We start from the raw sequence: 25,545 nt of genomic DNA, 5'->3' as shown, positions 1-25,545 counted from the left end.
GAGGAGGCCATTTCTTTTTGGTTACTTTTTCTTTGGGCCAGCAAAGAAAAAGTGACCCGCCGCTTTAGTGGCGGAAGCTGTTGCTGTTGCCTCGCAAACCAAAGAGCAAAGGCAAAGTCAAAATGGGTCCCGGCTTTCGCCGGGATGACGGGTCAGATCTCGAAGCGGTAGCTCAGCTTGACCAGCAACTGCTCATCGTCGCGCAGCTCCAGGCTGTCGCGCACCGCCTCGCCGGTGTCCTCCGAGAACGGCTCCTGCTGGTAACCACCGCGGCCGTAGACCACGTACAGGTACGACAGCGGCGCCAGCTCATAGCGATAACGGATCTGGAACCCCAGGTTCTGCACGTTGAAATCGTCGACCGCATCGGCACTGGCGATGGAGTTGCCGCCGGCATCGACCCGATAGGCCTGGCGCAACGGAGCATCCAGCCCCAGTGCCTGCAGCTTCACCCGCAGCTCCTGCTTGCTGCCGATGTTCCAGTCCAGGCCGGCGCTGATCTGCATCATCTTCTCGTTGAACTCGCCGATCAGATTGTCCTGTTGCCAGATCAGCCAGCTCGGGATCTGCTCGTAGTACCCGCCCAGGTAGACACTGAAGGCGTCGTTGAAGAAATACGTCGGCTGCAGGCGCAGGTCGAAGCCGAGCCTGTCGTTGCCGGCCAGGCCGCCGCTGAAGGCATTGGCCTCCAGCTCCCACGCCCAGTTGCCCTTGCGCGGGCGCTCGTACTCCAGGTACGCGTTGAAGTTCGGCGGAAGGTTGACGTTGCCGTTGCCGCGCGTGAGCAGGTCGTCGACGAAGGCGCTGTTGATGTTGATCTGCGCGTACTCGAAGCTGCCGTTGCGCAGGTTGCCCTGGCGGCTGATGCGCAACTGCCGTTGCAGGCGCTCGCCGTGGTCGTTGTCGGTGCCGCTGATACGACCGCGCCAGTCCTTGGAGGCATAGCGCGATTCGGCCGGCTGGTCGGTGAAGCGGCGCATCACCTGCCAGTTGAGGTAGTTGAGGTTGGCGCGCGACAGGTAGCCGAAATCGTTGATCTGCAGGTCTTCGCCGAAATGCATCGCCAGCCACTGCTGGCGCCAGCCGTCTTCCATCTCGTAGTTGACCCACATCGTCGCGCCGTTGTCGTCGGTGGTGCGGCCGTCCTGGTCGATCGAGCTGCCGATGACGCGCGTTTCCACGGTGACGTGCTGGTTCGGGCGCCAGCTGTGGTCGACGCCCATCACCGAGGCTTCGCGATCCAGGAACGGTCGCTCGACCTGGGTCAGCATCACGCCGAGGTTCTGGCTGGCGAAGTCGCGCACCACGCGCAGCGCGCCAAAAGTGCGGCCGACCTCGTCGGCCTCGTCGGCGGCGAACACGCCGTACTTGGTCGCGCCGAAACTGCCGTTGAGCTTGACCGCCGCCGTGATGTCACCGGCGCCGTTGCCGTCGTCGGCGGGGCCACCCACGCGGCGGGTATACAACAGCTGGCTGAAGTCCGACGGCGTGGTGAACTCGAAGATGCCCTGGTTCTCGGTGAAGAACGGGCGCTTGTCGCTGATGAAGGTTTCGGTGGCGCTGAAATTCACCACCAGGTCGTCGCTCTCGACCTGGCCGAAGTCGGGGTTGATCGTCGCCGACAGCTGGAACTGGCCGTTGGGCTTCCAGAAGATGTCGGCGCCGCCGTCGAAGTCGCTGTTGCCGCCGACGTTGTCGTACAGGCCGGAGACATAAGGCGTGATCGCCAGCAGCGACTGGCTGTACTGCGCAATCTGCATCGGCTCGAAATCGGACAGGAAGCGCGGCCGCTCGTAGCTGGCCGCCGGCCACGCCGAGCGCTCGCCGGTCGAACCGATCACGCGGTCGAAGTAGACCTTGACCGTGCGCATGCCATCGCTGCCATTGCGCATCGGCGCGATGTACCAGGGGATCAGCATCTCCACGTTCCAGCCGGTGTCGTCTTCGCTGACCGCGTGCTGCCAGTTGCCGTCCCAGTCGTCGTTGAACTGGGTCTCGTTGCTGATGACCGCATCGGCGATGCCATCGGTCGAGGAGACGGTGAAGTTGTAGCCGGTGCGGCCGTCGCCGTCGTAGTCGATCATCAGGTTGACGCGGTCGACCTGTGCCTCGAAGTCGCGCTGCACCTTCTGCCGGGTGCGCGTTTCGACCGGCTGGGTGTTGCGGAAGGCCACGGCCAGGCCCTCGGGCGTCGCCATCACCCATACCTTGGTCTGCAGCGTCGCCGGCTCGCGGCTCAGCGGCTGCACCTTGCGGAAGTCGGTGATCTCGCGCGCGCCCTGCCATTCGGCCGGATCGATGCGGCCATCGATTTCCACGCCCATTGCCGGGGTGGACAGAGCGGCCAGGATGGCCAGGGTCAACGTTGCGCGCGTGCCGTGCATTGAGGAGGAATCTCGGAGGTCGGGGTTGCCAGTCCGGTATCCCCGCCGCAACCGCCGCCATCGAAGGCGGCCATCCGACCAGATCGTCCGTGCTGGGCTCGTTCAAGGGCACCGTGGTACCCGAGCGGAGCACAGCCTATACGCAGTGGCACCCTGCGCCAGAATGGCGAAAGTCATTGCAACCCTATTTCCCCGACCCGCATCACGCATTGATGCGGGTGCCCCTGGGAAGGGCTACTGCATGTGCCAACCGTGGCTGACCACGAAGCTCTGGCCGGTCAGCGCCGCGCTGGGGAATTCGGCAAGGAAGCGCACGGTCTGGGCGACGTCCTCTACCGTGGTGAAGATGCCATCGACGGTGTTGCCGAGCATGACCCGGCTCACCACTTCCGCTTCGCTGATCCCCAGTTCCTTCGCCTGCTCGGGAATCTGCTTGTCGACCAGGGGCGTGCGCACGAAACCGGGGCAGACCACGTGGCTGCGCACCGAATGCTTCGCCCCTTCCTTGGCCAGCGTGCGCGACAGGCCCAGCAGGCCGTGCTTGGCGGTGACGTAGGCCGACTTCAGCGGCGAGGCCAGGTGCGAGTGCACCGAGCCCATGTAGATCACGGTGCCACCGCGCGATTTACCGTCCGCACCGGCGCCGTACATGTGCGGCAGCACGGCCTTGGTGGTCAGGAACGCGCCATCGAGGTGGATGGCCAGCATCTTCCTCCAGTCGGCATACGCGAACTGCTCGATCGGATTGACGATCTGGATGCCGGCGTTGGAAACCAGGATGTCTACACCGCCCAGTTCGGCCACCACGCGCGCGACGCCGTCATTGACCGCCGCCTCGTCGGTGACGTCCATCGCCAGGCCCAGAGCGCGCCCGCCCCTGCCGGCGATTTCAGCCGCGACGGCTTGCGCGCCATCGGCATTGAGATCGGCGATGGCGATCGCCGCGCCGGCGCGCGCCAGCTCGAACGCGATTTCCTTGCCGATGCCGCTGGCGGCTCCGGTGACGATGGCGACCTTGCCTGCGAGGCTCATGGGGACTCCTGGGATGCGGGTGGAGCGCCAGTGTCGGGCGCGCGCGTTACCTCAAGTGTGGCCGCGCTGGAGGGCGATACACCATTGCCCGAATGTACGCCTTGCCCGTCATTCCCGCGAAGGCGGGAACCCGGCAACGGCAAGATGGATCCCGGCGTTCGCCGGGATGACGGCAGCCAATCAGGCCAGCTTTGCCCGCTTGGCCTCGCCAGCCAGCTTCTCTTTCTTCTTTTCCTGCTTCTTTTTCTTCTTGTCGGACTTGGGCTGCAGCATCGTGCCGGTGCAGCCGGGCGATCCGCAGCGGCACTCCCAGATCTTCTTCAGCTCTTTGGTGTGCTTCTCGGCCAGGGTGATGCCGTAGTTGTAGGACAGCTCCTCGCCCGGGGCGATGTCGCGGATCGCCTCGATGAACACCTTGTCGAGGCGACGATCCTTGCCCTCGTCCTCTTCCAGCACCGCCTCGCAGTTGGGCATGCAGCTGTGGTTGATCCAGCGCGCGTCGTTGCCCTTGAAGTTTGCGTCGATCACGTACTCGTCGTTGAGCGTGAACAGGAACGTGTGGCCGGTATCGATGTCGCCGCTTTCGCCGGCGTCGACTTCCTCGTGGGTGCGGCGCTGACCCTTGTACTCGATGACGCGCTCGCCCTTGGCGATCGGTTGGACGGCGAACACGCCGTTGCCATGGATGGCGGAGCGTCGGGCGGCGATCTTGCGCGGCATGCGGAATCCGGTAGTCATTGCGGGAGGCGGACATTCTGGCCCGGATCGGCCGCCGCGCGCCATCGCATCTGGCCGGTTCGTGGCGATCACCGCGTTGGCGTGGGTCACCTCCCGATGTGCATGAATGATGAAGACGATCCGATCAGCCCTCGCCCTCACTGCCCTGCTCTCCCTGGCCGGCTGCCAGCAAGGCGAGCACGCGCGCCAGGCCAGCAACGACCAGAAAGCACCAGCACAGAAGGACCTGCTCGCACGCGGCGAGTACCTGGCCCGGACGGCCGGCTGCAATGACTGCCACACGCCCGGCTATGCCGAGAGCCAGGGCGCGGTCGCCAAGGACCAGTGGCTGGTCGGCTCGCCGGTCGGCTTCCGCGGGCCGTGGGGCACGACCTACCCGACCAACCTGCGCCTGAAGTTGTCGACCATGACCGAAACGCAGTGGCTGGATTACAGCGCCAAGCTGCGCACCCGCCCGCTGATGCCGGACTTCGCGATCCGCGACATGACCCTGGAAGATCGCCGCGCGATCTACCAGTTCGTGCGCTCTCTGGGCCCCACCGGGCAGCCCGCGCCGGCGTTCATCCCGCCGGGACAGAACCCGCAGCCGCCGTATTTCGACCTGGTGCTGCCGGCCGCGCCTCCGGTGGCCAGCGCAACCGCCAGCGAATCCTGAACAAGTCGGCGGCGGATTCCCCTTAACGGGGCGTTCCATGGGCGGAACGGGAGCGTTCCGCCCCGGTTGTTGGCTGGGCGCGGCCGAAACCGTACAATTCCGGTACGGATTAACCCGACCGGCCTGCCCCCATGCTCCGCGTCACCAAGCTTACCGACTACGCGACGGTTGTCATGACCGTGCTCGCGCACCGTTCCGACGCTGTCCTCAGCGCCTCGGAGCTGGCAGAGCGCGCCGGTCTGGAAACCACCACGGTGTCCAAGGTGCTCAAGCCGCTGGCCCAGGCCGGGCTGGTGGAAGGCTTCCGCGGCGCCAACGGCGGCTACCGCCTCGCTCGCAGTGCCGAGGACATCGGCCTGCTGGAAATCGTGATCGCCATGGAAGGGCCGCTCGGCATGACCGAGTGCAGCGTCCATGCCGGCAACTGCGGCATCGAGCAGTCCTGCGGCGTGCGCGCCAACTGGCGCCGCATCAACGACGTGGTGATCGACGCCCTTCGCGGCGTGACGCTGGCACAGATGCTGGCGCCGCCACCACCGACGACACCCGATCCCACGGCCAAGCGCATCGACCTGCGCCTGGCCAACGCGTAGCGGGCCCGCCCGCCATGCAACAACGAATCCTGTAGGCAGCCCAATGGCCACCGAAGTAATAGAAAACAAAGAGATCCACGAGCAGCTTGGCCGCAAGTACGAGGCCGGCTTCGTCACGGACATCGAATCCGACAGCCTGCCGCCGGGCCTGAACGAGGACATCATCCGCGCCCTCTCGGCCAAGAAGGACGAGCCGGAGTGGATGACCGAGTGGCGCCTGGCCGCGTACCGGCATTTCCTCACCATGCCGATGCCGCACTGGGCCAAGCTCAACATCGCCCCGATCGACCTGCAGGCGCTGAGCTACTACTCCGCGCCGAAGGCCAAGTACGCCTCGCTCGACGAAGTGCCGCAGGAGCTGCTCGACACCTACGAGAAGCTCGGCGTGCCGCTGCACGAGCGCGCCAAGCTGGCCGGCGTCGCGGTGGACGCGGTGTTCGACTCGGTTTCGGTCGGCACCACCTTCCGCAAGGAACTGGCCGAGAAGGGCGTGATCTTCTGCTCGCTGTCGGAAGCCATCCACGACCACCCGGAGCTGGTGAAGCAGTACCTGGGCAGCGTCGTGCCGACCGGCGACAACTACTTCGCCGCGCTCAACTCGGCGGTGTTCTCCGACGGCAGCTTCGTGTTCATCCCCAAGGGCGTGCGCTGCCCGATGGAGCTGAGCACCTACTTCCGCATCAACGCGATGAACACCGGCCAGTTCGAGCGCACGCTGATCATTGCCGAGGAAGGCAGCTACGTCTCGTACCTGGAAGGCTGCACCGCGCCGATGCGCGACGAGAACCAGCTGCACGCGGCGGTGGTCGAGCTGGTGGCGCTGGACGACGCCGAGATCAAGTACTCGACGGTGCAGAACTGGTACCCGGGCGACGAGAACGGCGTCGGCGGCATCTACAACTTCGTCACCAAGCGCGGCGAATGCCGCGGCGCGCGCTCGAAGATCTCCTGGACCCAGGTTGAGACCGGTTCGGCGATCACCTGGAAGTACCCCTCGTGCGTGCTGCTCGGCGACGACTCGACCGGCGAGTTCTACTCGGTCGCGCTGACCCACCATCGCCAGCAGGCCGACACCGGCACCAAGATGATCCACGTCGGCAAGCGCACCAAGAGCAAGATCATCAGCAAGGGCATCAGCGCCGGCCGCGGCCAGAACACCTACCGCGGCCTGGTCAAGGTGCTCGGCGGCGCCGAGGGCGCGCGCAACCACACCCAGTGCGACAGCCTGCTGATCGGCAAGAAGTGCGGCGCCCACACCTTCCCGTACATCGAAGTGAAGCACCCGACCGCGACCGTCGAGCACGAGGCGACCACCTCGAAGATCAGCGACGACCAGCTGTTCTATTGCCGCAGCCGCGGTATCGGCGCTGAGGACGCGGTGTCGATGATCGTCGACGGCTTCTGCAAGTCGGTGTTCCGCGAACTGCCGATGGAATTCGCGGTGGAAGCCAAGAAGCTGCTGGAAGTGAGCCTTGAAGGCTCGGTCGGCTGACATTTGCACCTCCCCTTTTCTTCCCGCTGCGCGGGAATGGCAAGAACAACCCGGAACACATCATGCTCAAGATCGAAAACCTCCACGTATCCGTTGCCGGCAAGGAAATCCTCAAGGGACTGTCGCTCGACGTCCAGGCCGGCCAGGTGCACGCGATCATGGGCCCCAACGGCGCCGGCAAGTCGACCCTGGGCAACATCCTGGCCGGTCGCGAAGGCTATGAAGTCACCGCCGGCACGGTCACCTTCGATGGCCGCAACCTGCTCGAACTGGAGCCGGAAGAGCGCGCCGCGGCCGGCGTGTTCTTGGCCTTCCAGTACCCGGTCGAAATCCCGGGCGTGAACAACACCTACTTCCTGCGCACCGCCCTCAACGCCCAGCGCAAGGCGCGCGGCGAGGCGGAACTGGATTCGATGCAGTTCCTCAAGCTGGTGCGGCAGAAGCTGGCCGTGCTGCACCTGAAGGACGAGCTGCTGCACCGCGGCGTCAACGAAGGCTTCAGCGGCGGCGAGAAGAAGCGCAACGAGATCTTCCAGCTGGCCCTGCTCGAACCGCGCCTGGCGATCCTCGACGAGACCGACTCGGGCCTGGACATCGACGCGCTCAAGGCGGTCGCCGACGGCGTCAACGCGCTGCGCGACGCCGGCCGCGCGTTCGTGGTCATCACCCATTACCAGCGCCTGCTCGACTACATCAAGCCCGACGTGGTGCACGTGCTTGCCGACGGTCGCGTGGTCGAGAGCGGCGGTCCGGAACTGGCCTTGCAGCTCGAAGAGCACGGCTATGCCTGGGTCAAGGATCGCATCGCGCCGGAGGCGACGGCCTGACATGAGCGCCCTGCTCGACTCCTTCGCCAGCGCCTTCGATTCGCTGGCCGCGCGCGACGCCGCCGGCCTGGGCGACAGCCGCAAGGCCGCGCTCGATGCGGCCCTGCGCGACGGCATCCCGCATGCCCGCGTCGAGGCCTGGAAGTACACGCCGCTGCGCTCGCTGGAGCGTCGCAGCTTCGTCGCCAGCGATGCCGCCGTGCCTGCCTTCGACGCCGCCGTGCTCGATGCCATTCCGGCGCCGCGCATCGTATTCGTCAACGGCCGCCTCGACGCCGCCCACAGCGACATTGGCGGACTAGGCGCCGGCATCACGCTGCAGCCGCTTTCGCAGGTGCTGCGCGAGGGCGAACCGCGCGAGGCCAACTTCCTCGCCCGCCGCTTCGACCGCGCCGACGAGATCTTCGCCCGCCTCAACTCGGCACTCGCCGACGACGGCATCGTGCTGCGCGCCGAAGCTGGCGCGCAGGCCGCGTCGCCGCTGCATTTGGTCTTCATCGGCGCCGCCAGCAACGGCGACCGCGCATGGCACCTGCGCAACCTGATCGAGTTGCGTGAAGGCGCGAACCTGACCGTGGTCGAGCACCAGCTCGGCGCCGGCGCGCACAGCCACCTGGCCAATGCCGTGACCCACGTGCACCTGGGCCCGAACGCCACGCTCAACCACGCCCGCGTGCAGGACGAAGGCGCCACTGCCACGCTGATCTCGCGCACCGATGCGGTGATGGCGAAGGCGTCCGAGTACCGCCGCCTCGACCTCGAACTCGGCGCCGGCCTGTCGCGCCACGAGCTCAACGTCGCCCTGCATGGCGACGGCGCGAAGCTGCATGCCAACGGCGTCCTGCTCGCCACCGGCAAGCGCCACCTCGACACCCGCCTGGGCATCGACCACGTCGGTCGTGACAGCAGCTGCGACCTGACCTGGCGCGGTCTCGGTGCCGGCCGTTCCAAGGCCGCCTTCCACGGCGGCATCCTGATCCGCGAAGGCGCAGACGGCACCGCCGCCAACCTGTCCAACAAGAACCTGCTGCTCAGCGAAGGCGCCGAGATCGACACCCAACCGGTGCTCGAGATCCACGCCGATGAAGTGCAGGCCGCGCACGGTGCCACCGTCGGCCAGCTCGACGCGACCGCGCTGTTCTACATGCGCAGCCGCGGCGTGCCGGCCGAACAGGCGCGGGCGCTGCTGACCGCGGCGTTCTGCCGCGAGACGCTGGCCGTGTTCGACGATCGCGCCCTGCGCGAAACGCTGACTGCCCGCCTCGATGCCGCGCTGGCCACGCTGGAGACCGCATGAACGCCTCCCTCGACAGCACCATCGACTGGGCCCGGGTCCGCGCCGACTTCCCGCTGCTGACCCGCCAGGTCCACGGCAAGCCGCTGATCTATTTCGACTCGGCCAACACCGGGCAGAAGCCGGAGTCGGTGATCGCCGCGGTCGATGATTTCTACCGCCACCACAACGCCAACGTCAGCCGCGCCGTGCACGCACTGGGCACGGAAGCGACCGACGCCTATGAGGGCGCGCGCAACAAGCTGGCCCGGTTCGTCAACGTGCGTGGCGACGAACTGGTGCTGTGCAGCGGCACCACCTTCGCCATCAACCTGGTCGCCTATTCGTGGGCCCTGCCGCGGTTGCAGCCGGGTGATGCCATCGTGCTCACGCGCATGGAGCACCACGCCAACATAGTGCCGTGGCAGCTGGTCGCCCAGCGCACCGGCGCAACCATCAAGGTCGCCGAGCTCAACGAGCGCGGCGAGCTCGACCTCGAGCGCCTGTACGCCCTGCTCACGCCGGACGTGAAGCTGCTGTCGCTGACGCACGTGTCCAACGTGCTCGGCACGGTCAACCCGGTGCGCGAGATCTGCCGCGAGGCCCGCCGGCGCGGCATCGTCAGCGTGGTCGACGGTTCCCAGGCCGCGCCGCACCGTGCGCTCGACATCGCCTCGATCGGCTGCGACTTCTACGCCTTCACCGGCCACAAGATGTCCGGCCCCACCGGCACCGGCGCACTGTGGGCGCGTCGCGAACACCTGGCCGCGATGCCGCCGTTCATCGGCGGTGGCGAGATGATCAAGGAAGTGCGCTTCGAAGGCACGGTGTTCAACGACCCGCCGCACAAGTTCGAGGCCGGCACGCCGAACATCGCCGGCTTCATCGGCCTGGGCGCGGCAGTCGATTACCTGTCGTCGCTGGGCATGCACAACATCGAGGCGCGCGAGCAGGCACTGCTCGCCCACGCCACCGAGGAGCTGTCCAAGGTCGAGGGCCTGCGCATCTTCGGCGAGGCCGCCGAGAAGGCGGCGGTGATCAGCTTCCTGCTCGAAGGCGCGCACGCGCACGACCTGGCCACCCTGCTCGACCTGGAAGGCGTGGCGATCCGCTCCGGCCACCACTGCGCGCACCCGCTGATGCACCACTTCGGGGTCGCCGCCACCTGCCGCGCCTCGCTGGCCTTCTACAACACCCACGACGAGGTCGACGCCTTCGTTGCGGCCCTTCGCAAGGTACGTAAACTGCTCGCATGACGACCCACGCCGCGGCGATCGAATCGCCTATCCAATTCCGCCACGCCACCCACGCCGACATCGACGCGCTGGTCGCGCTGGTCGAGTCGGCCTATCGCGGCGATGCCAGCAAGCAGGGCTGGACCACCGAAGCCGACCTGCTCGGCGGCCGCCGCACCGGTGCCGACGACATCCAGGCCTGCATTGATCGTCCGCAAAGCGTGATCCTGATTGCCGAACGCGAGGCCGCCGACGGTCGCCCTGGGCTGCTCGCCTGCGCCCACGTCGCGGTCGAGAACGATGCCGGCTACTTCGGCATGTTCTCGGTCAACCCGACCCTGCAGGGCGGTGGCATCGGCAAGGTCGTCATCAACGAGGCCGAGCGCCTGGTCCGCGAGGACTGGGGCATGGAGGCGATGCGCATGACGGTGATCGACGTGCGCGAGGAACTCATCGCTTTCTACGAGCGCCGCGGCTACCACCGCACCGGCATCAAGAAGCCGTTCCCGTACGGCGACGCACGCTTCGGCGAACCCAAGCGCGACGACCTGCGTTTCGAAATCCTCGAAAAGGCCCTGTAAGGCATGAGCGACTGGGTCTTCGTCTGCGCCACCTCGCAACTGCTGCCGGGTGAATCGACCGTCGCCTGGGACGGCGATACGCCCATCCTGGTGGTCAACTACGACGGCGATTACTACGCGCTCGAAGACAAGTGCTCGCACGAGGACTTCGAACTGTCCGCCGGCACCTTCGACGGCGAGGAAGCGACGGTCGAATGCGTCCTGCACGGCGCGAAATTCGACGTGCGCGATGGCCGGCCGCTGTGCGCGCCGGCCTACGAGCCGGTGGCGAAGTTCCCGGTGAAGGTCGAAGACGGCGGGGTCTGGACCCGCGACGACCGCGGGTGAACCCTTCCGGCCCGCGCGCCGGTTCTGATGTCCACTGGGGCCCCCGCCCCTTGCACGCACTGCTTTTTCCCGGCCCGACAGGCGCTGGCGCGGCAGTGTGGCCGCTACCACGTTCAGTTTTCGTTGCAAATGGGAATCGCTCTCATTACCATTGTCGATCGCAGCGGCAGTGCGCCGCACTCGACCATCAGGATTCCCCCCATGTCCCACAGGAAGATGTCCAACAGGAAGTTCGCCGTTTCGCCGCTTGCCGGCGCGGTTGCGGTGGCCGTCACCGCCCTTGTCGTCTCCGGCCCCGTCCTGGCCGATCCGGCCGGCGAGCCGCAGGCGAAGGACCTCGACAAGATCGAAGTGCACGGCCAGTACGTCGACAAGCCCTCGTCGGTGAAGTACACCGAGCCGCTGCTCGACACGCCGCAAACCATCACGGTCGTCACCAAGGAAGTGATGGACCAGCAGAACCTGATCGGCCTGCGCGATGTGCTCACCACCCTGCCCGGCATCACCTTCGGCGCCGGTGAAGGCGGCGGCGGTTACGGCGACAGCATCATCCTGCGCGGCTTCAACGCCAACAGCGACATCACCACCGACAACGTCCGCGACAGCGCCCAGTACAGCCGCACCGACAGCTTCAACCTCGATGCGATCGAACTGATCAACGGTTCCAACTCGGTCTATTCCGGCGCAGGTTCGGTCGGCGGCAACATCAACCTGGTCAGCAAGGCCGCGCGCGAGGGCGACTTCACCGTGCTGCAGGGCGGCGCCGGCACCGACAGCTATGGCCGCATCACCGTCGACAGCAATACCGACTTCGACAATGGCACGGCCTTCCGCATCAACGCGATGGTCCACCAGAACGACGCGCCGGGCCGCGATGTCGAGACCTTCGAGCGCTGGGGCATCGCGCCGTCGCTGGCCTTCGGCCTGGGCAGCGACACCCGCTTCACGGTGAGCTACTTCCACCAGAGCGACGACAACATCCCGCAGTACGGCGTGCCCTACTTCAGCGCCTATGGCGGCCCGCTGCCGGGCGTCGATCCGTCCAACTACTACGGCTACCGCAACATCGACAAGCAGGAGATCGATGTCGACATGCTCACCGGCGTGTTCGAACACGACTTCAGCGACGCCATGACGCTGCGCAGCCTGGCCCGCTTCCAGCAGGTCGACCAGCTCAGCGTGGTCGACGCACCGCAGGGCACCTGGTGCCTGGAAGGCGGCGTCAATGCCGCCACCGGCCTGGCCTGCCCGCGTCCGCTCACGCCCAACACCTACCAGCCCAGCGGGCCGCGCGGCCATTCGCGCGACACCCGCAACGGCATCGCCATCAGCCAGACCGACCTGACCTCGCACTTCGCCACCGGTTCGATCAAGCACTCGCTGGTCGCCGGCGTCTCGTTCTCGCACGAGAGCTTCGACCTCGACACGGTCAACCTGCTGCGCACGGCCGACGGCACGCCGGTGACACCGCCGATCATGAGCCTGACCAACCCCGACTCGCTGTGGACCGGCCCGATCAATCCGTTCCTGGTTGGCCGCACCGAAGGCACCCAGGACAACCAGGCGGTCTACGTCTTCGACACGCTCGAATTCAGCCCGCAGTGGATGCTGAACCTCGGTGCCCGCTACGAGCACAACGAGGGCGACAGCGCCATCTGGAACATCAAGACCTACACCGCGCCGACGCCGGCCAACCCGAATCCGGACAACAGCAACATCGGCGCCGTGCTCGGCCGCGCGCCCGTGGCCGCCAACGAGGACGACCTGTTCTCCTACCGCGCCGGCCTGGTCTACAAGCCGCGCGAGAACGGCACGATCTACGTGTCGTACTCCAACAGCAAGACGCCGTCGAAGGCCTCGGTCAACGGCTCGTGCACGCTGACCAGCACCACCGGCACCGCCAACTGCAACGTCGACCCGGAAACCGCGGTCAATTACGAAATCGGCACCAAGTGGGACATCGGCAGCCGCCTGGCGCTGACGGCCTCGGTGTTCCGCAACGACCGCGAGGAGTTCAAGGTCGCCGACCCGGGCAATCCGCTCAACCCGAGCGGCGAGCAGCAGCTCGACGGCGAAGCGCGCGTGGACGGCGTCACCCTCGGCGTCGCCGGCCAGATCACCCACGACTGGTCGATCTTCGCCAACGTCACCTGGCTCGACAGCGAAGTGCTGCAGGGCGTGTCCGACAACTGCATTGCCCACCCGAGCACGGCGTGCGGCAACAACTCCGCCAATCCCGACCCGATCAAGGGCCGGCCGATCAGCGGCACCCCGGAGCGCTCGGGCAGCCTGTGGACCACCTACGACCTCAGCCAGTGGACCTTCGGTTACGGCATCACCCACCAGAGCGGCTACGAGTACTACACCGGCGTCGGCGCCAACGCCGGCGACATCAAGGGCTACACCACCCACCGGGCGATGGTCGGCTACGACATCAACGAGCGCCTGAGCCTGCAGCTCAATGCCAACAACCTGTTCGACAAGGAGTACTACATCCGCGTCCGCAACAACGGCTGGTCGACGCCGGGCGATACCCGCTCGGTGGTATTGAGTGCCGCGTACAGGTTCTAATCCGGGCTGAGTCCTGACCGGTCCCCGCGCCGCCCGGCCCACGCCGGGCGGTCGCATTGAAGGAGCACGAGACGATGCTGCTGCAAGTCCCGCAAGTCCTCACCGCCGACCAGGTCGCGCATTGCCGCGCACGGCTGGCGCAGGCCGGCTGGGCCGACGGCCGCATCACCGCCGGCTACCAGTCGGCGCAGGCCAAGGACAACGCGCAGCTGCCGGAAAACGATCCGGTCGCCCGCGAGCTCGGCGCGCTGGTGCTGGAGGCGCTGTCGCGCAACTCGACGTTCTTTTCCGCAGCGCTGCCTCAGCGCATCTATCCACCGTTGTTCAACCGCTACAGCGGTGGCCAGTCGTTCGGCTTCCACGTCGACAATGCCGTCCGCTACGACCGCAGCGGCGGGGGTGCGGAGCCGATCCGTACCGACCTGTCGGCCACGCTGTTCCTCAGCGCGCCGGAAGACTACGACGGCGGCGAACTGATCATCGAAGACACCTACGGCGTGCAGCAGGTGAAGCTGCGCGCCGGCGACCTGGTGCTCTACCCCGGTACCAGCCTGCACAAGGTCACGCCGGTGACCCGTGGCGAGCGCATCGCCTCGTTCTTCTGGATCCAGAGCCTGCTGCGCGAGGATGCGCAACGTCGGCTGATGTTCGACCTCGACGTGTCGATACGGCGCCTGACCCAGGATGTGCCCGATCACCCTGCGCTCGTGCAGCTGACCGGCGTCTACCACAACCTGTTGCGGCGCTGGGCAGAGACCTGATGGCTTCGAGAGCATGAGCGCCTCCTCCGCCACGCCCGACATCGCCGCCCGCCAGCAGCGCCGCGGCTTCTGGCTGCGCACGCTGCACCAGTGGCACTGGATCAGCTCGGCGATCTGCCTGGTGGCGATGCTGCTGTTCTCCATCACCGGCGTCACCCTCAACCACTCCAGCGTCATCGAGGCCAAGCCGCAGACCCTCAACCGCACGGTCGACATGCCGCCTTCGCTGTTGAAGGCGTTGGGCAAGCGCAATGAAGGCAGCGCACCGTTGCCGGGCAGCGTCAGCGACTGGCTCAACGATGTGCTGCCGGTCGCCATCGGCGCGCAGCCGGCGGAGTGGTCGGAACAGGAGGTCTACCTGTCGCTGCCGCGTCCCGGCGGCGATGCCTGGCTGAGCATCGACCGCGCCACCGGCGCAGTCGAATACGAGCGCACGTCGCGCGGCTGGATCGCCTACCTCAACGACCTGCACAAGGGCCGCAACACCGGCGCTGCCTGGCGCTGGTTCATCGACATCTTCGCCATCGCCTGCCTGGTGTTCTGCATCACCGGCCTGTTCCTGCTGCAGATGCACGCGCGCCAGCGCCCGACGACCTGGCCCTGGGTGGTGCTGGGGCTGGTGTTGCCGCTGCTGCTGGCGCTGCTTTTCATCCACTGATCGTCACACCGCCTCCCCCGGAGATCCCATGCGTGTCCAACTGACCATTGCGCTGAGCGGCCTGCTCGCCCTGCCGGCCCATTCGGCCGAGATCAACCTCAACCTGCAGATCCCGCAGCTCAACGTCGCCGAGTACCACCGTCCGTACGTGGCGATCTGGGTGGAAGGCCTGGACCAGAAGGCGGCTGCCAACCTTGCGGTGTGGTACTCGCAGAAGGCGACCAACGAAGGCGCCGGCACCAAATGGTTGCCTGACCTGCGCCAGTGGTGGCGCCGCAGCGGCCGCACGCTGAAGGTGCCGGTCGATGGCGTCACCGGGCCGACTCGACCGGTCGGCAAGCACGAATTGCAGTTCACCGACAGCAACCCCGAGCTGGCCGCGCTGCCGGCCGGCGACTACACGCTGGTGGTGGAGGCCGCACGCGAAGTCGGCGGGCGCGAGCTGCTCAAGATTCCGTTCAAGTGGCGCGGTGCCAGCAATGGCAGCGCACAGGGCAGCAGCGAGCTCGGACTGGTCACGCTGGCCAGCAAGCCGTAACCCGCATCCCCCAATATTGTTCGTCGGAGTGTTCCCCATGAAGCAGACCCTGAAGTTCGCCGCACTCGCATTCGCACTCTCGCTGCCGCTGGCCGCGCAGGCACACAAGGCATGGTTGCAGCCGTCGCAGACCGTGCTCGCCGGCAACAATCCGTGGGTCACCGTCGATGCCGCGGTGTCCAACGACCTGTTCTACTTCAACCATGTGCCGCTGAAGACCGACAACCTCGTCATCACCGCGCCCGACGGCAGCCAGGTCGCCGCGCAGAACAGCGCCACCGGCAAGTACCGCACGGTGTTCGACGTCGAGCTCAAGCAGACCGGCACCTACCGGATCGGCGTGGTCAACGACTACGTGGTCGGCCAGTGGGACGAAGACGGCAAGCCCAAGCGCTGGCGCGGCACCGCCGCCGAGTTCGCAACCGGCGTGCCCAAGGGCGCGAAGAACCTGCAGGTGTCGCAGTCGATCAGCCGCGTAGAGACCTTCGTCACCAACGGCTCGCCCAACGACACCGCGCTCAAGCCCAGCGGCAAGGGCCTGGAGCTGGTGCCGGTCACGCATCCCAACGATCTGTTCGCCGGTGACGAAGCGAAGTTCCGCATGCAGATCGACGGCAAGCCGGCGCCCGGCATCGATGTCGAGATCGTGCGCGGCAACACCCGTTACCGCAACGCGCAGGACGAGATCAAGGTCAAGACCGACGCCAAGGGCGAGTTCACCGTGACCTGGCCGGAAGCGGGCATGTACTGGCTGGAAGCGACCAGCGAGGACAAGAAGACGAGCGTGCCGCAGGCCAGGCAGCGTCGTGTCGGCTACGTCGCCACGCTCGAAGTGCTGCCGCAGTAACCAGACGTGCAAGCTGCAGGCAGCAACCTTGGCGCCGTCGACATCCTCGGCGGCGCGACCATGGGAACGACCTGGTCGGTGAAGCTGGTGACCCAGCGGCATACCGATCTGCACGCGGTGCATTCACGCGTCCAGGCACGCCTGGATGGCGTGGTCGCGCAGATGAGCAACTGGACCGCCCACTCCGACCTGAGCCGGTTCAATAACGCCGCGGCGGGCAGCTGGCACGCGCTGCAGGACGATTTCTGGACGGTGCTGACGTGTGCGCTCGATATCGCACGCAGCAGCGATGGCGCCTACGACCCGACCATCGGCGCCATCGCCGATGCCTGGGGCTTCGGCCCCTCCGGTCGCCATGACATGCCGCGGGCCTTGCCGCCTGAAGTGCTCGCGTCCGTCGGCTGGCGGCGCCTGGTCCTCGACGCGCAGACACGGCGTGCATTGCAGCCGGGTGGCACGCAGCTGGATCTGTGCGCGATCGCCAAGGGCTTCGCCGTCGATGCGGTGGCGATGCAATTGCAGGCCGACGGCATCGACAGCGCGCTGGTCGAAGTCGGCGGTGAGCTGTACGGACGCGGCCGCAAGCCTGACGGCGCGCCGTGGCGAGTGATCGTCGAGGCCTGTGCCGGCGATGAGGACGACAACAGCCCTGCGCGCGTGCTCGATCTCGACGGTCTGGCAGTGGCGACGTCGGGTGATCGCTGGCACCGCGTCGAACGCGACGGCCAGCGCTACAGCCACACCATCGACCCTCGCAGTGGTCGCCCGGCACTGGACGCTCCGGCCGCGGTCACCGTGGCCGCTGCCACCGCCATGCTCGCCGACGGCTGGGCCACGGCGTTGACCGTGATGGGCGCGGCGGACGGTTACGCATTCGCCTGCGAGCACGGGATGGCGGCGCGATTCGTCGTGGCCGGCACCGATGGTGCCGGGGAACGCATGACGCCGGCATTCGCGGAGCTGTTGCAGGCATGACTGCTGCCGTCTCCACGCGCCGGGCATGGCTCGGCAACGCGCTGGCGCTGTCTGGCCTGCTGGTGCTGGCGCTTGCGTTCGGCCACTGGCAGACGGATGCATGGTGGCTGGCATCGCCGCGCCTGGGTAGCTGGTTGCTGGCCGCGCTGGTCGTGCTGGCTTACGTGGGACTCTGTGCGGCGATCGTTTCCGGTGCGAGAACACAGGCTCGATCGGCGTCCCTGGGCGATGAGACCGACGGCGCCGATGCGGTGCTGCTGTCGTGGGCCAGCCAGACAGGATTCGCGCAGCAGCTGGCCGAGCACACCGCCGACGCGCTGCGCACGGCGGGCATGGCGGTGCGTGCGCTGCCGCTGCATCGCGTCGATGCCGACGTGCTGCGCAGCCATCGGCGTGCGCTGTTCATCGCCAGCACCACGGGGGAAGGCGATCCGCCGGACCACGTGCTCGGCTTCACGCGCCACGTGCTCGACCAGTCGCTCACCCTGGAAGGACTGGAATACGCGGTGCTGGCATTGGGCGACCGTGCCTACGACCAGTTCTGCGGCTTCGGCCGTCGCCTCGACCAGTGGTTGCACCATCACGGCGCCACGCCGCTGTTCGATCGCATCGATGTCGACGCCGGCGACGCCGGGGCATTGCGTCATTGGCAGCACCGGCTCGGGCAGCTCAGCGGCCGCGCCGACTTCGCCGACTGGAGTGCACCGGCGTATCAGTCGTGGCGCCTGGCCGAACGTCGCTGGATGAACGTGGGCAGTGTCGGCGGCCCGGCGTATCACGTCGCGCTGGTGCCGCAGGACCCGACCCACCTCGACTGGACCGCCGGCGACATCGCCGAGATCGGCCCGCGCAATCCCGACGATGCCGTCGCGCAATGGCTCGCGGAGTGCGGTCTCGATGGCGATATCGCCGTCAAGATTGGCGATGCGGTCGAGCCGCTGTCGGCGGTGCTGGCACGGTCGCGACTTCCCTTCAGGCGCGATGTATCGGGCCAGGGTGCGCAGACCGTGGCGGATAACCTGCAGCCCTTGCCGCATCGCGAATACTCGATCGCTTCTTTGCCTGGCGATGGCAGCCTGCAGTTGCTGGTCCGGCAGATGCGCCTTCCGGACGGTCACCTCGGCAGTGGCAGCGGCTGGCTGACGGCCCATGCCGCGGCGGGCGAACGCATCGACCTGCGCATCCGCCGCAATACCGCCTTCCATCCGCCGGCCGATGATCGCCCGGTGGTGCTGATTGGCAACGGCACCGGCCTGGCCGGCCTGCGTGCACTGCTGAAGGCACGCGTCGCCGCCGGCCACCATCGCAACTGGCTGCTGTTCGGAGAGCGCCAGGCCGCGCACGATTTCCACTATCGCGACGAGATTGAACGCTGGCATCGGGTAGGACGCCTGCAGCAGCTCGACCTCGCGTTTTCGCGCGATGACCCGACCCGCCGGACCTACGTGCAGCACCTGCTGCGCGAGCGGATCGACCAGCTCCGCACGTGGATTGCGCAGGGCGCTTCGGTCTACGTCTGCGGCAGCCTCGAAGGTATGGCGCCCGACGTCGATGCGGTGCTGCGCGAAGCGGTCGGTCTCGACGTGCTGGAAACCATGGCCGCTTCCGGCAGTTACTGCCGCGACGTGTACTGAGTCAGGCTTCAGGCACCGGTTCGATCCGGATCAGCAGGGCTTCACCGCCACCGTCGAGGACATGCCGCACGCGCTGCGAACCGGCGGCGATGATCGCGGTGTCCTGCGCCGCCAAGGGCGGCAGGCCGGAGTCGTCGGCGAAGCGCGCCTGCCCGGCGATCAGGTGCACGACCCAGGTGCTGTCCGGGTCGGCAAACAACACCATCGGACCGACCAGCGGGCGGTGCCACAGCTCTGCGCGAACGCGGTCGCGGCGCCACATCAGGTTGAAGTCGTGGGTCAGTCCGTCGATGAGCTCGCCGGTTACGACGCGCTCGCCTGCAAAACGCATTCGATCGTGAGGCGGCAGCAGTTCCTTCACTTCGCCATCGCGGAAGCGCAGGCGCAGACCGTTGCCGGCCAGCAGCACCAGTTCGCGGTCGATGCCGGGAAACGCGGAGAACGGGGCATCACGCTCGATCTCGGCGATCGAAAGGCGCCAGTCCCAAGGCTCGCCGGCGACAGGCGCGTGGGCGAGGATCTCGCGCGTCCAGCCCATCTGGTTTCGCCAGCGCTCGCGGCGGTACTCGTTGGCCGGGATTACCCAGGATCGGCTGCTGCGTTCGCGTGCCATCACCAGTGAGGTCGCCTGTGCGGAGTCTCGTTGGCGACAGTCTAGCGGTGGCCGCTCCGACCCGACACGCGCCAGGCGAGGTGCCACCCCGTCGCAGTCCCTTGCAGCGGAGTGGCGTACTTCCTTGTCCAGGGATCTTCCCCTGACTCCCTTCGGGCATCCGTGCCAGTTCGCCTGCCGCCAACAGCCGGTCGTCGGCGGCTGGAGACCTTCAGCGGCTGGCCGTCCTGGCGGGTGCGACAGGTTTGGCGGCCGGCTTTGCGGCGGGCTTGGCGGCGGGCTTCGCCGCGGCCGGCCTGGCTGCTGCCGCCTTCGCGGGAGCGGCGGCGCCGGTGAAGACGATGCGGTCGAGGTTCTTCTCGACGGTCTTGAGGCCGACGCCCTTGACCAGCGCCAGCTGCTCGGCGCTGCGGAAGGGTCCGTTCGCCTTGCGATAGGCCACGATCGCCTCGGCCTTGCCCGGGCCGATGTTGACCATGACGCGATCGATGGTGGCGGCATCGGCGGTGTTGATGTTGACCTTCTCGGCGGCCATGGCAGTGGTTGCGAACAACAAGGACAGCAGCAGCACGAACTTCCTGGCGATTGATTTCATGGTGTGGCTCCTTGGGTTGGGAGCCCAGTCTCGGCGCGGGCTGCAACCCGTCACATCGCCGCGACCGTCACGCCCGGCCCGGCGCAGCCCGCTGCAGGCGGTGGGGAAAGGCCTACCGGCTGCGGCAAACCGGCGCCCCGCCCCGGCTGGCCGCGGCCAAGCGGCCCCATTGCGCATCGGCCCGGCCCCGCAGGAGGCGTAAACTGGCGGTCTTTCCCGCGGCCTTTCCCGCGATCCTTCCCCTGCTTCGAGGCTCCCTCCATGGATACCAGCAAGGTCGACCGTTTCGTCGCCGACAAATGGGATGACGAGATCGTTCCCCAGCTCGTCGAGTACATCCGCATCCCGAACAAGTCGCCGATGTTCGACGCCGACTGGGTCAAGCATGGCTACATGGACGACGCGGTCAAGCTGATGGAGCGCTGGGCCAAGGCGCAGCCGATCCCCGGCATGCAGGTCGAGGTGGTGCGCCTGGAAGGCCGCACGCCGCTGATCTTCATCGACATCCCCGCCAGCAACGGCGGCAGCAACGATGACTGCGTGCTGCTCTACGGCCACCTCGACAAGCAGCCGGAGATGACCGGCTGGGATCCCGAGTTCGGCCCGTGGACGCCGGTCATCAAGGGCGACCGGCTCTATGGCCGCGGTGGCGCCGACGACGGCTATGCGATCTTCGGTTCGCTGACCGCCGTGCTGGCGCTGCAGGAACAGCAGCTGCCGCATTCGCGCTGCGTGATCCTGATCGAAGCCTGCGAAGAATCCGGCAGCTACGACCTGCCCGCCTACGTCGACCATCTCGCCGGCCGCATCGGCAAGCCGTCGCTGGTGGTGTGCCTGGACTCCGGCTGCGGCAACTACGACCAGCTGTGGTGCACGACCTCGCTGCGCGGCCTGGCCGGCGGCAACTTCACCGTCAAGGTGCTCAGCGAAGGCGTCCATTCCGGCGACGCGTCGGGCATCGTGCCGTCCAGCTTCCGCCTGTTGCGCCAGCTTCTCTCGCGGCTGGAGGACGAGAACACCGGCAAGATCCGCATCGAGGACCTGTTCGCCGAAGTGCCTGCCGAGCGCATGGCGCAGGCGCGCGAAGCGGCGAAGGTGCTCGATACGGCGATCTTCGACAAGTTCCCGCTGCTGCCGGGCATGACGCCGATGGCCAGCGACCTGACCGAGCTGGTGCTCAACCGCACCTGGCGGCCGGCGCTGTCGGTGACGGGTGTCGACGGCATGCCGCCGCTGGCGTCGGCCGGCAACGTGCTGCGTCCGCACACCTCGGTGAAGCTGTCGCTGCGCCTGCCGCCGACCCTGGACGGCAAGCGCGCCGGCGAACTGCTCAAGGAAGTCCTGCTGAGCAATCCGCCCAACGGCGCCCAGGTCACCCTCGACCTGGAGAAGTCGTCGAGCGGCTGGAACGCACCGGCACAGTCGCCGTGGCTGACCAAGGCCATCGACGCCTCCAGCCGCGAGTTCTTCGGCCAGCCGGCGATGTACATGGGCGAAGGCGGTTCGATCCCCTTCATGGGCATGCTCGGCGAGAAGTTCCCGGGCGCGCAGTTCATGATCACCGGCGTGCTCGGCCCGCACAGCAACGCGCACGGCCCCAATGAGTTCCTGCACATCCCGATGGGCAAGCGCGTCACCGCCTGCGTCTCGCGCGTGATTGCCGAGCACCACCTGGCCAGCCAGCGCGGCGAGACCACGGGCGTGGCGGCGGTGGCCGGCGGGCAGGAGCGCGGCGACCACGGTTGCTGCTGAGGGCTCGCCCTCCCTCCCCCTCTCCCTGGCCGCTTCGCGGCCTGTCCCTCCCCCGCAAGGGGGGAGGGATTGCGCAGCGGGGTCCGGTGCTAGGATTCGCTCGCGTCACCCAACCACTTCAGGAGGGAGCGATATGGGCAGCATCGTCTATACGATCATCATTGGTGCGGTTATTGGCATCCTGGCGCGCTTCTTCAAGCCCGGTGCCGACCCGATGGGTTGGATCCTCACCATCCTGCTCGGCATCGCCGGCGCCTACATCGGCAGCCTGCTCTATGCCGGCGGCGGCTTCATCGGTTTCCTGATCTCGATCATCTGCGCCGTGGTGCTGCTCTTCATCTACGAGTTCATCCGCAGCAAGACCGCCAAACCGGCGGCCTGATCCGCAAGCCAGACAAAAAACCCCGGCCACCGCCGGGGTTTTTCTTTGCACGTAGCCCGGGTAAGCGCAGCGCACCCGGGGCCAAGTCAGCCCATCAGATAGTCGATGACCGTCTGCGCCAGCCGCTCGGCATCATCGCTGACCGTATCCAGCGTCAGCTCAGCCGCCTCCGGCACCTCATAAGGCGAGTCGATACCGGTGAAGTTGCGCAATTGCCCAGCGCGCGCCTTGGCATAAAGCCCCTTCACGTCGCGCTGCTCCGCCACCGCCAGCGGCGTGTCGATGAAGACTTCGACGAACTCGCCGGGTGCGAACAGTTCGCGCGCCATGCGCCGCTCGGCGCGGAACGGCGAGATGAAACTGACCAGCACGATCAGGCCGGCGTCGGCCATCAGCTTCGCCACTTCGGCGACGCGGCGGATGTTCTCGACCCGGTCCTCGTCGGTGAAGCCCAGATCCTTGTTGAGGCCGTGGCGGACGTTGTCGCCGTCGAGGATGAAGGTGTGGTAGCCCAGCGCGTGCAGGCGCTTGTCGACCAGGTTGGCGATGGTCGACTTGCCCGAGCCGGACAGGCCGGTGAACCACAGCACGCGCGGCTGCTGTCCCTTGATGCGGGCACGCGCGGTCTTGTCGACGTCCAGGTGCTGCCAGTGGATGTTGCCGGCACGGCGCAGGGCGAAGTCGAGCGCGCCGGCGGCGACCGTCGCGTTGCTCTGGCGGTCGATCAGGATGAAACCACCGAGCGTGCGACTGTCGGCATACGACTCGAACGGCACCGGCTGGTCGAGGTAGAGGTTGCAGTAGCCGACCTCGTTGAGCTCCAGGTGCTTGGCCGCCAGCGCTTCCTGCGTGTTGACGTCGATCTTGTGCTTGATCTCGGTGATGCTGGCGCTGACCGTGCGCGTGCCGATCTTCAGCCAGTACGGCCGGCCCGGCAGCAGTGCCTGCTCGCCCATCCACAGCATGTGCGCGGCGAACTGGTCGGAGACCTGCGGCGGTTTGTGCGCATCGGCGATGACGTCGCCGCGGCTGATGTCGAGTTCGTCGCGCAGGGTCAGTGTCACGGCCTGGCCTTCGCCGGCCAGCGCGAGGTCGCCGCCAGCGGTGACGATGCGCTCGACCTTCGAGCGCCGGCCCGAGGGCAGCACCACGATGTCGTCGCCGGGCCGCACCACGCCTGCGGCGACGGTGCCGGCAAAGCCGCGGAAATCCTGGTCCGGACGATTCACGTACTGCACCGGCAGGCGGAATCCGATGTCGGTGCCGTCGCGGCTGACGTCCACGTTTTCCAGGTACTCGAGGACGCTGGGGCCGTCGTACCACGGCGTATTCGGCGAACGCTGGATCAGGTTGTCGCCCTGCAGCGCCGACAGCGGCACCGCCTGCACGTTGCCAATGCCGAGCTGGTCGGCAAGCTCCAGATAACCGGCGACGATCTCGTCGAACACGGCGGCGTCGAAACCGACCAGGTCCATCTTGTTCACCGCCAGCAACACATGGCGGATGCCCAGCAGCGAGGCGATGTAGGTATGCCGGCGCGTCTGCGTCAGCAGGCCCTTGCGCGCGTCGACCAGGACCACGGCGACATCCGCGGTGGACGCGCCCGTGGCCATGTTGCGGGTGTACTGCTCGTGCCCCGGGCAATCGGCGACGATGAACTTGCGCTTGTCGGTGCTGAAGAAGCGGTAGGCCACATCGATCGTGATGCCCTGCTCGCGCTCGGCCGAGAGGCCATCGAGCAGGAGGGCGTAATCGATCTCGCCGTTGCGGGTGCCATGGCGACGGCTGTCGGATTCCAGCGTCGACAGCTGGTCGTCGAACAGCGCGCGGCTTTCATGCAGCAGTCGCCCGATCAGCGTGCTCTTGCCGTCGTCGACGCTGCCGCAGGTGATGAAACGCAGCAGGCCCTTGTTTTCGTGGCGTTGCAGGTAGGCAGCGACTTCGACGGCGGCGGAGTCGGGGTGGGTCGGAGTACCCATCAGAAATACCCCTCCTGCTTCTTCTTCTCCATCGACGCCGACGGGTCATGGTCGATCACCCGGCCCTGGCGCTCGGACGTCGTGGCCACCAGCATCTCGGCGATGATCTTCTCCAGCGTGTCGGCCTGCGAGTCGATCGCGCCGGTAAGCGGATAGCAGCCCAGGGTGCGGAAGCGCACTTGGCGCAGCTGCGCCGATTCGCCTTCGCGCAACGGCAGGCGCTCGTCATCGACGAGGATCCAGGCGCCGTCGCGTTCGACCACCGGACGCTCCGCGGCGAAGTACAGCGAAGGCACCGGGATCTGCTCGCGGTAGATGTACAGCCAGATATCGAGCTCGGTCCAGTTGGACAGCGGGAACACGCGCACCGACTCGCCCTTGTGGATGCGGGTGTTGTACAGGCTCCACAGTTCCGGTCGCTGGCTTTTCGGATCCCAGCGATGCTGTGCGCTGCGGAACGAGAAGATGCGTTCCTTGGCGCGTGATTTCTCTTCATCCCGACGGGCGCCGCCGATGGCGGCATCGAAGCCATGCTGGTCCAGCGCCTGCTTGAGCGCCTGCGTCTTCATCACGTCGGTGTGGACGGTGGCACCGTGGCTGATCGGGCCAATGCCCTGCGCAACGCCTTCGGGATTGGTGTGCACGCGCAGCTCGACGCCGGTCTCGGCGGCGCGACGGTCGCGGAAGGCGATCATCTCGCGGAACTTCCAGCCGGTGTCGACGTGCAGCAGCGGGATCGGTGGCCTGCGCGCCGGTGCGAACGCCTTGAGCAGCAGGTGCAGCAGCACCGAACTGTCCTTGCCGATCGAGTACAGCATCACCGGGTTGCGGAACTCGGCCGCCACCTCGCGCAGGATGTGGATGCTCTCGGCTTCGAGGCGATCGAGGTGGCTCAGGTCGACAGGCAGGGTCATCGTCAGCAAGTCAGTGGCGGGCGTCAGGGCCGGCAGCTACCGGCTCAGGACGGTCGCGGCTATCTGACCACATTGTAGGAGCGGCATGCGCCCGCCCCGGAAATAAGCCCCCGGCATGAGCGCATTACCCAACGTCCTTTCATATGGACGACGGCGGGGCCTAGCCTGCAATGGTCCCCGCCGCCCAGT

Annotated in this window: 23 protein-coding genes and 1 pseudogene; 17 read left to right on the top strand and 7 right to left on the bottom strand. The window is 67.1% G+C overall.

From position 1 onward, the window contains the following. Positions 1-152: 152 nt before the first annotated feature. The 3 genes and pseudogenes from ACFOPO_RS18180 to ACFOPO_RS18170 all read right to left on the bottom strand — a co-directional run. A complete protein-coding gene (locus ACFOPO_RS18180) occupies positions 153-2,363 on the bottom strand; it encodes a DUF5916 domain-containing protein (protein ID WP_386705086.1) in 2,211 nt (736 codons plus the stop codon). Positions 2,364-2,618: 255 nt separating this feature from the next. Further along, positions 2,619-3,416 (bottom strand): 3-hydroxybutyrate dehydrogenase, encoded by a 798-nt coding sequence (locus ACFOPO_RS18175; RefSeq protein WP_386705085.1) that lies wholly within the window; start codon positions 3,414-3,416, stop codon positions 2,619-2,621. Positions 3,417-3,674: 258 nt separating this feature from the next. Continuing rightward, positions 3,675-4,136 (bottom strand): annotated as a pseudogene (locus ACFOPO_RS18170) (SET domain-containing protein); the annotation flags it as partial. 124 nt (positions 4,137-4,260) lie between these two features. Between ACFOPO_RS18170 and ACFOPO_RS18165 the strand changes: the two are divergent. The 15 genes from ACFOPO_RS18165 to ACFOPO_RS18095 all read left to right on the top strand — a co-directional run bounded on the left by ACFOPO_RS18165 (position 4,261) and on the right by ACFOPO_RS18095 (position 19,121). Continuing rightward, complete coding sequence (locus ACFOPO_RS18165; RefSeq protein WP_386705084.1) at positions 4,261-4,809, top strand: cytochrome C; 549 nt, start codon at positions 4,261-4,263, stop codon at positions 4,807-4,809. Positions 4,810-4,940: 131 nt separating this feature from the next. Then, a complete protein-coding gene (locus ACFOPO_RS18160) occupies positions 4,941-5,402 on the top strand; it encodes an SUF system Fe-S cluster assembly regulator (protein WP_386705083.1) in 462 nt (153 codons plus the stop codon). Between the two features lie 43 nt (positions 5,403-5,445). Beyond that, positions 5,446-6,894 (top strand): Fe-S cluster assembly protein SufB, encoded by a 1,449-nt coding sequence (gene sufB / locus ACFOPO_RS18155; protein ID WP_386705082.1) that lies wholly within the window; start codon positions 5,446-5,448, stop codon positions 6,892-6,894. Between the two features lie 62 nt (positions 6,895-6,956). Beyond that, positions 6,957-7,721: a Fe-S cluster assembly ATPase SufC gene (gene sufC, locus ACFOPO_RS18150; protein ID WP_386705081.1), complete on the top strand. Its 765-nt coding sequence runs from the start codon at positions 6,957-6,959 to the stop codon at positions 7,719-7,721. A 1-nt stretch (position 7,722) separates the two neighbouring features. Further along, positions 7,723-9,018, top strand: a complete 1,296-nt coding sequence (gene sufD, locus ACFOPO_RS18145; protein ID WP_386705080.1) for a Fe-S cluster assembly protein SufD — start codon at positions 7,723-7,725, stop codon at positions 9,016-9,018. After that, a complete protein-coding gene (locus ACFOPO_RS18140; protein WP_386705079.1) occupies positions 9,015-10,250 on the top strand; it encodes a cysteine desulfurase in 1,236 nt (411 codons plus the stop codon). Before sufD ends, ACFOPO_RS18140 begins: the two co-directional genes overlap by 4 nt. After that, a complete protein-coding gene (locus ACFOPO_RS18135) occupies positions 10,247-10,810 on the top strand; it encodes a GNAT family N-acetyltransferase (RefSeq protein ID WP_386705078.1) in 564 nt (187 codons plus the stop codon). Before ACFOPO_RS18140 ends, ACFOPO_RS18135 begins: the two co-directional genes overlap by 4 nt. A gap of 3 nt (positions 10,811-10,813) precedes the next feature. Then, positions 10,814-11,137, top strand: a complete 324-nt coding sequence (locus ACFOPO_RS18130; protein ID WP_386705077.1) for a Rieske (2Fe-2S) protein — start codon at positions 10,814-10,816, stop codon at positions 11,135-11,137. Positions 11,138-11,338: 201 nt separating this feature from the next. Further along, on the top strand, positions 11,339-13,708 hold the full coding sequence (locus ACFOPO_RS18125; protein WP_386705076.1) for a TonB-dependent receptor: 2,370 nt from the start codon (positions 11,339-11,341) through the stop codon (positions 13,706-13,708). 74 nt (positions 13,709-13,782) lie between these two features. Further along, positions 13,783-14,469 (top strand): Fe2+-dependent dioxygenase, encoded by a 687-nt coding sequence (locus ACFOPO_RS18120; protein ID WP_386705075.1) that lies wholly within the window; start codon positions 13,783-13,785, stop codon positions 14,467-14,469. 13 nt (positions 14,470-14,482) lie between these two features. Beyond that, entirely contained in the window at positions 14,483-15,127 is a 645-nt protein-coding gene (locus ACFOPO_RS18115; RefSeq protein ID WP_386705074.1) for a PepSY-associated TM helix domain-containing protein, read from the top strand. Positions 15,128-15,155: 28 nt separating this feature from the next. Then, a complete protein-coding gene (locus ACFOPO_RS18110; protein ID WP_386705073.1) occupies positions 15,156-15,665 on the top strand; it encodes a DUF2271 domain-containing protein in 510 nt (169 codons plus the stop codon). A gap of 37 nt (positions 15,666-15,702) precedes the next feature. After that, positions 15,703-16,512 (top strand): DUF4198 domain-containing protein, encoded by an 810-nt coding sequence (locus ACFOPO_RS18105; protein WP_386705072.1) that lies wholly within the window; start codon positions 15,703-15,705, stop codon positions 16,510-16,512. Between the two features lie 6 nt (positions 16,513-16,518). After that, the gene (locus ACFOPO_RS18100; RefSeq protein WP_386705071.1) at positions 16,519-17,487 is read left to right on the top strand and encodes an FAD:protein FMN transferase; all 969 of its coding nucleotides are present in this window, start codon (positions 16,519-16,521) and stop codon (positions 17,485-17,487) included. Beyond that, complete coding sequence (locus ACFOPO_RS18095) at positions 17,484-19,121, top strand: sulfite reductase subunit alpha (RefSeq protein WP_386705070.1); 1,638 nt, start codon at positions 17,484-17,486, stop codon at positions 19,119-19,121. The genes ACFOPO_RS18100 and ACFOPO_RS18095 overlap by 4 nt, the downstream gene beginning before the upstream one ends. A gap of 1 nt (position 19,122) precedes the next feature. Here ACFOPO_RS18095 and ACFOPO_RS18090 read toward each other — a convergent pair whose 3' ends face one another. Both ACFOPO_RS18090 and ACFOPO_RS18085 read right to left on the bottom strand, forming a co-directional pair. Beyond that, positions 19,123-19,734, bottom strand: coding sequence for a HutD family protein (locus ACFOPO_RS18090; protein ID WP_386705089.1), 612 nt, complete (start codon positions 19,732-19,734; stop codon positions 19,123-19,125). 211 nt (positions 19,735-19,945) lie between these two features. Further along, positions 19,946-20,329 (bottom strand): ComEA family DNA-binding protein, encoded by a 384-nt coding sequence (locus ACFOPO_RS18085; RefSeq protein ID WP_386705069.1) that lies wholly within the window; start codon positions 20,327-20,329, stop codon positions 19,946-19,948. Positions 20,330-20,590: 261 nt separating this feature from the next. Here ACFOPO_RS18085 and ACFOPO_RS18080 point away from each other — a divergent pair, with 261 nt between their 5' ends. Then, positions 20,591-22,081, top strand: coding sequence for a M20 family metallopeptidase (locus ACFOPO_RS18080; protein WP_386705068.1), 1,491 nt, complete (start codon positions 20,591-20,593; stop codon positions 22,079-22,081). Between the two features lie 133 nt (positions 22,082-22,214). Then, positions 22,215-22,463 (top strand): GlsB/YeaQ/YmgE family stress response membrane protein, encoded by a 249-nt coding sequence (locus ACFOPO_RS18075; protein ID WP_386705067.1) that lies wholly within the window; start codon positions 22,215-22,217, stop codon positions 22,461-22,463. A gap of 86 nt (positions 22,464-22,549) precedes the next feature. On the opposite strand, the gene cysN is transcribed toward ACFOPO_RS18075, so the two are convergent. Then, positions 22,550-24,442 carry a sulfate adenylyltransferase subunit CysN gene (gene cysN, locus ACFOPO_RS18070; RefSeq protein ID WP_386705066.1) on the bottom strand — a complete coding sequence of 631 codons (1,893 nt, stop codon included), beginning with the start codon at positions 24,440-24,442 and terminating at the stop codon, positions 22,550-22,552. Further along, a complete protein-coding gene (gene cysD, locus ACFOPO_RS18065; RefSeq protein WP_386705065.1) occupies positions 24,442-25,356 on the bottom strand; it encodes a sulfate adenylyltransferase subunit CysD in 915 nt (304 codons plus the stop codon). Before cysD ends, cysN begins: the two co-directional genes overlap by 1 nt. Positions 25,357-25,545: the final 189 nt, after the last annotated feature.

It is taken from the genome of Lysobacter sp. GCM10012299, from assembly GCF_042649405.1.
GTDB lineage: Bacteria > Pseudomonadota > Gammaproteobacteria > Xanthomonadales > Xanthomonadaceae > Lysobacter_J.
This window is presented reverse-complemented; position numbering and strand designations above follow the sequence as displayed.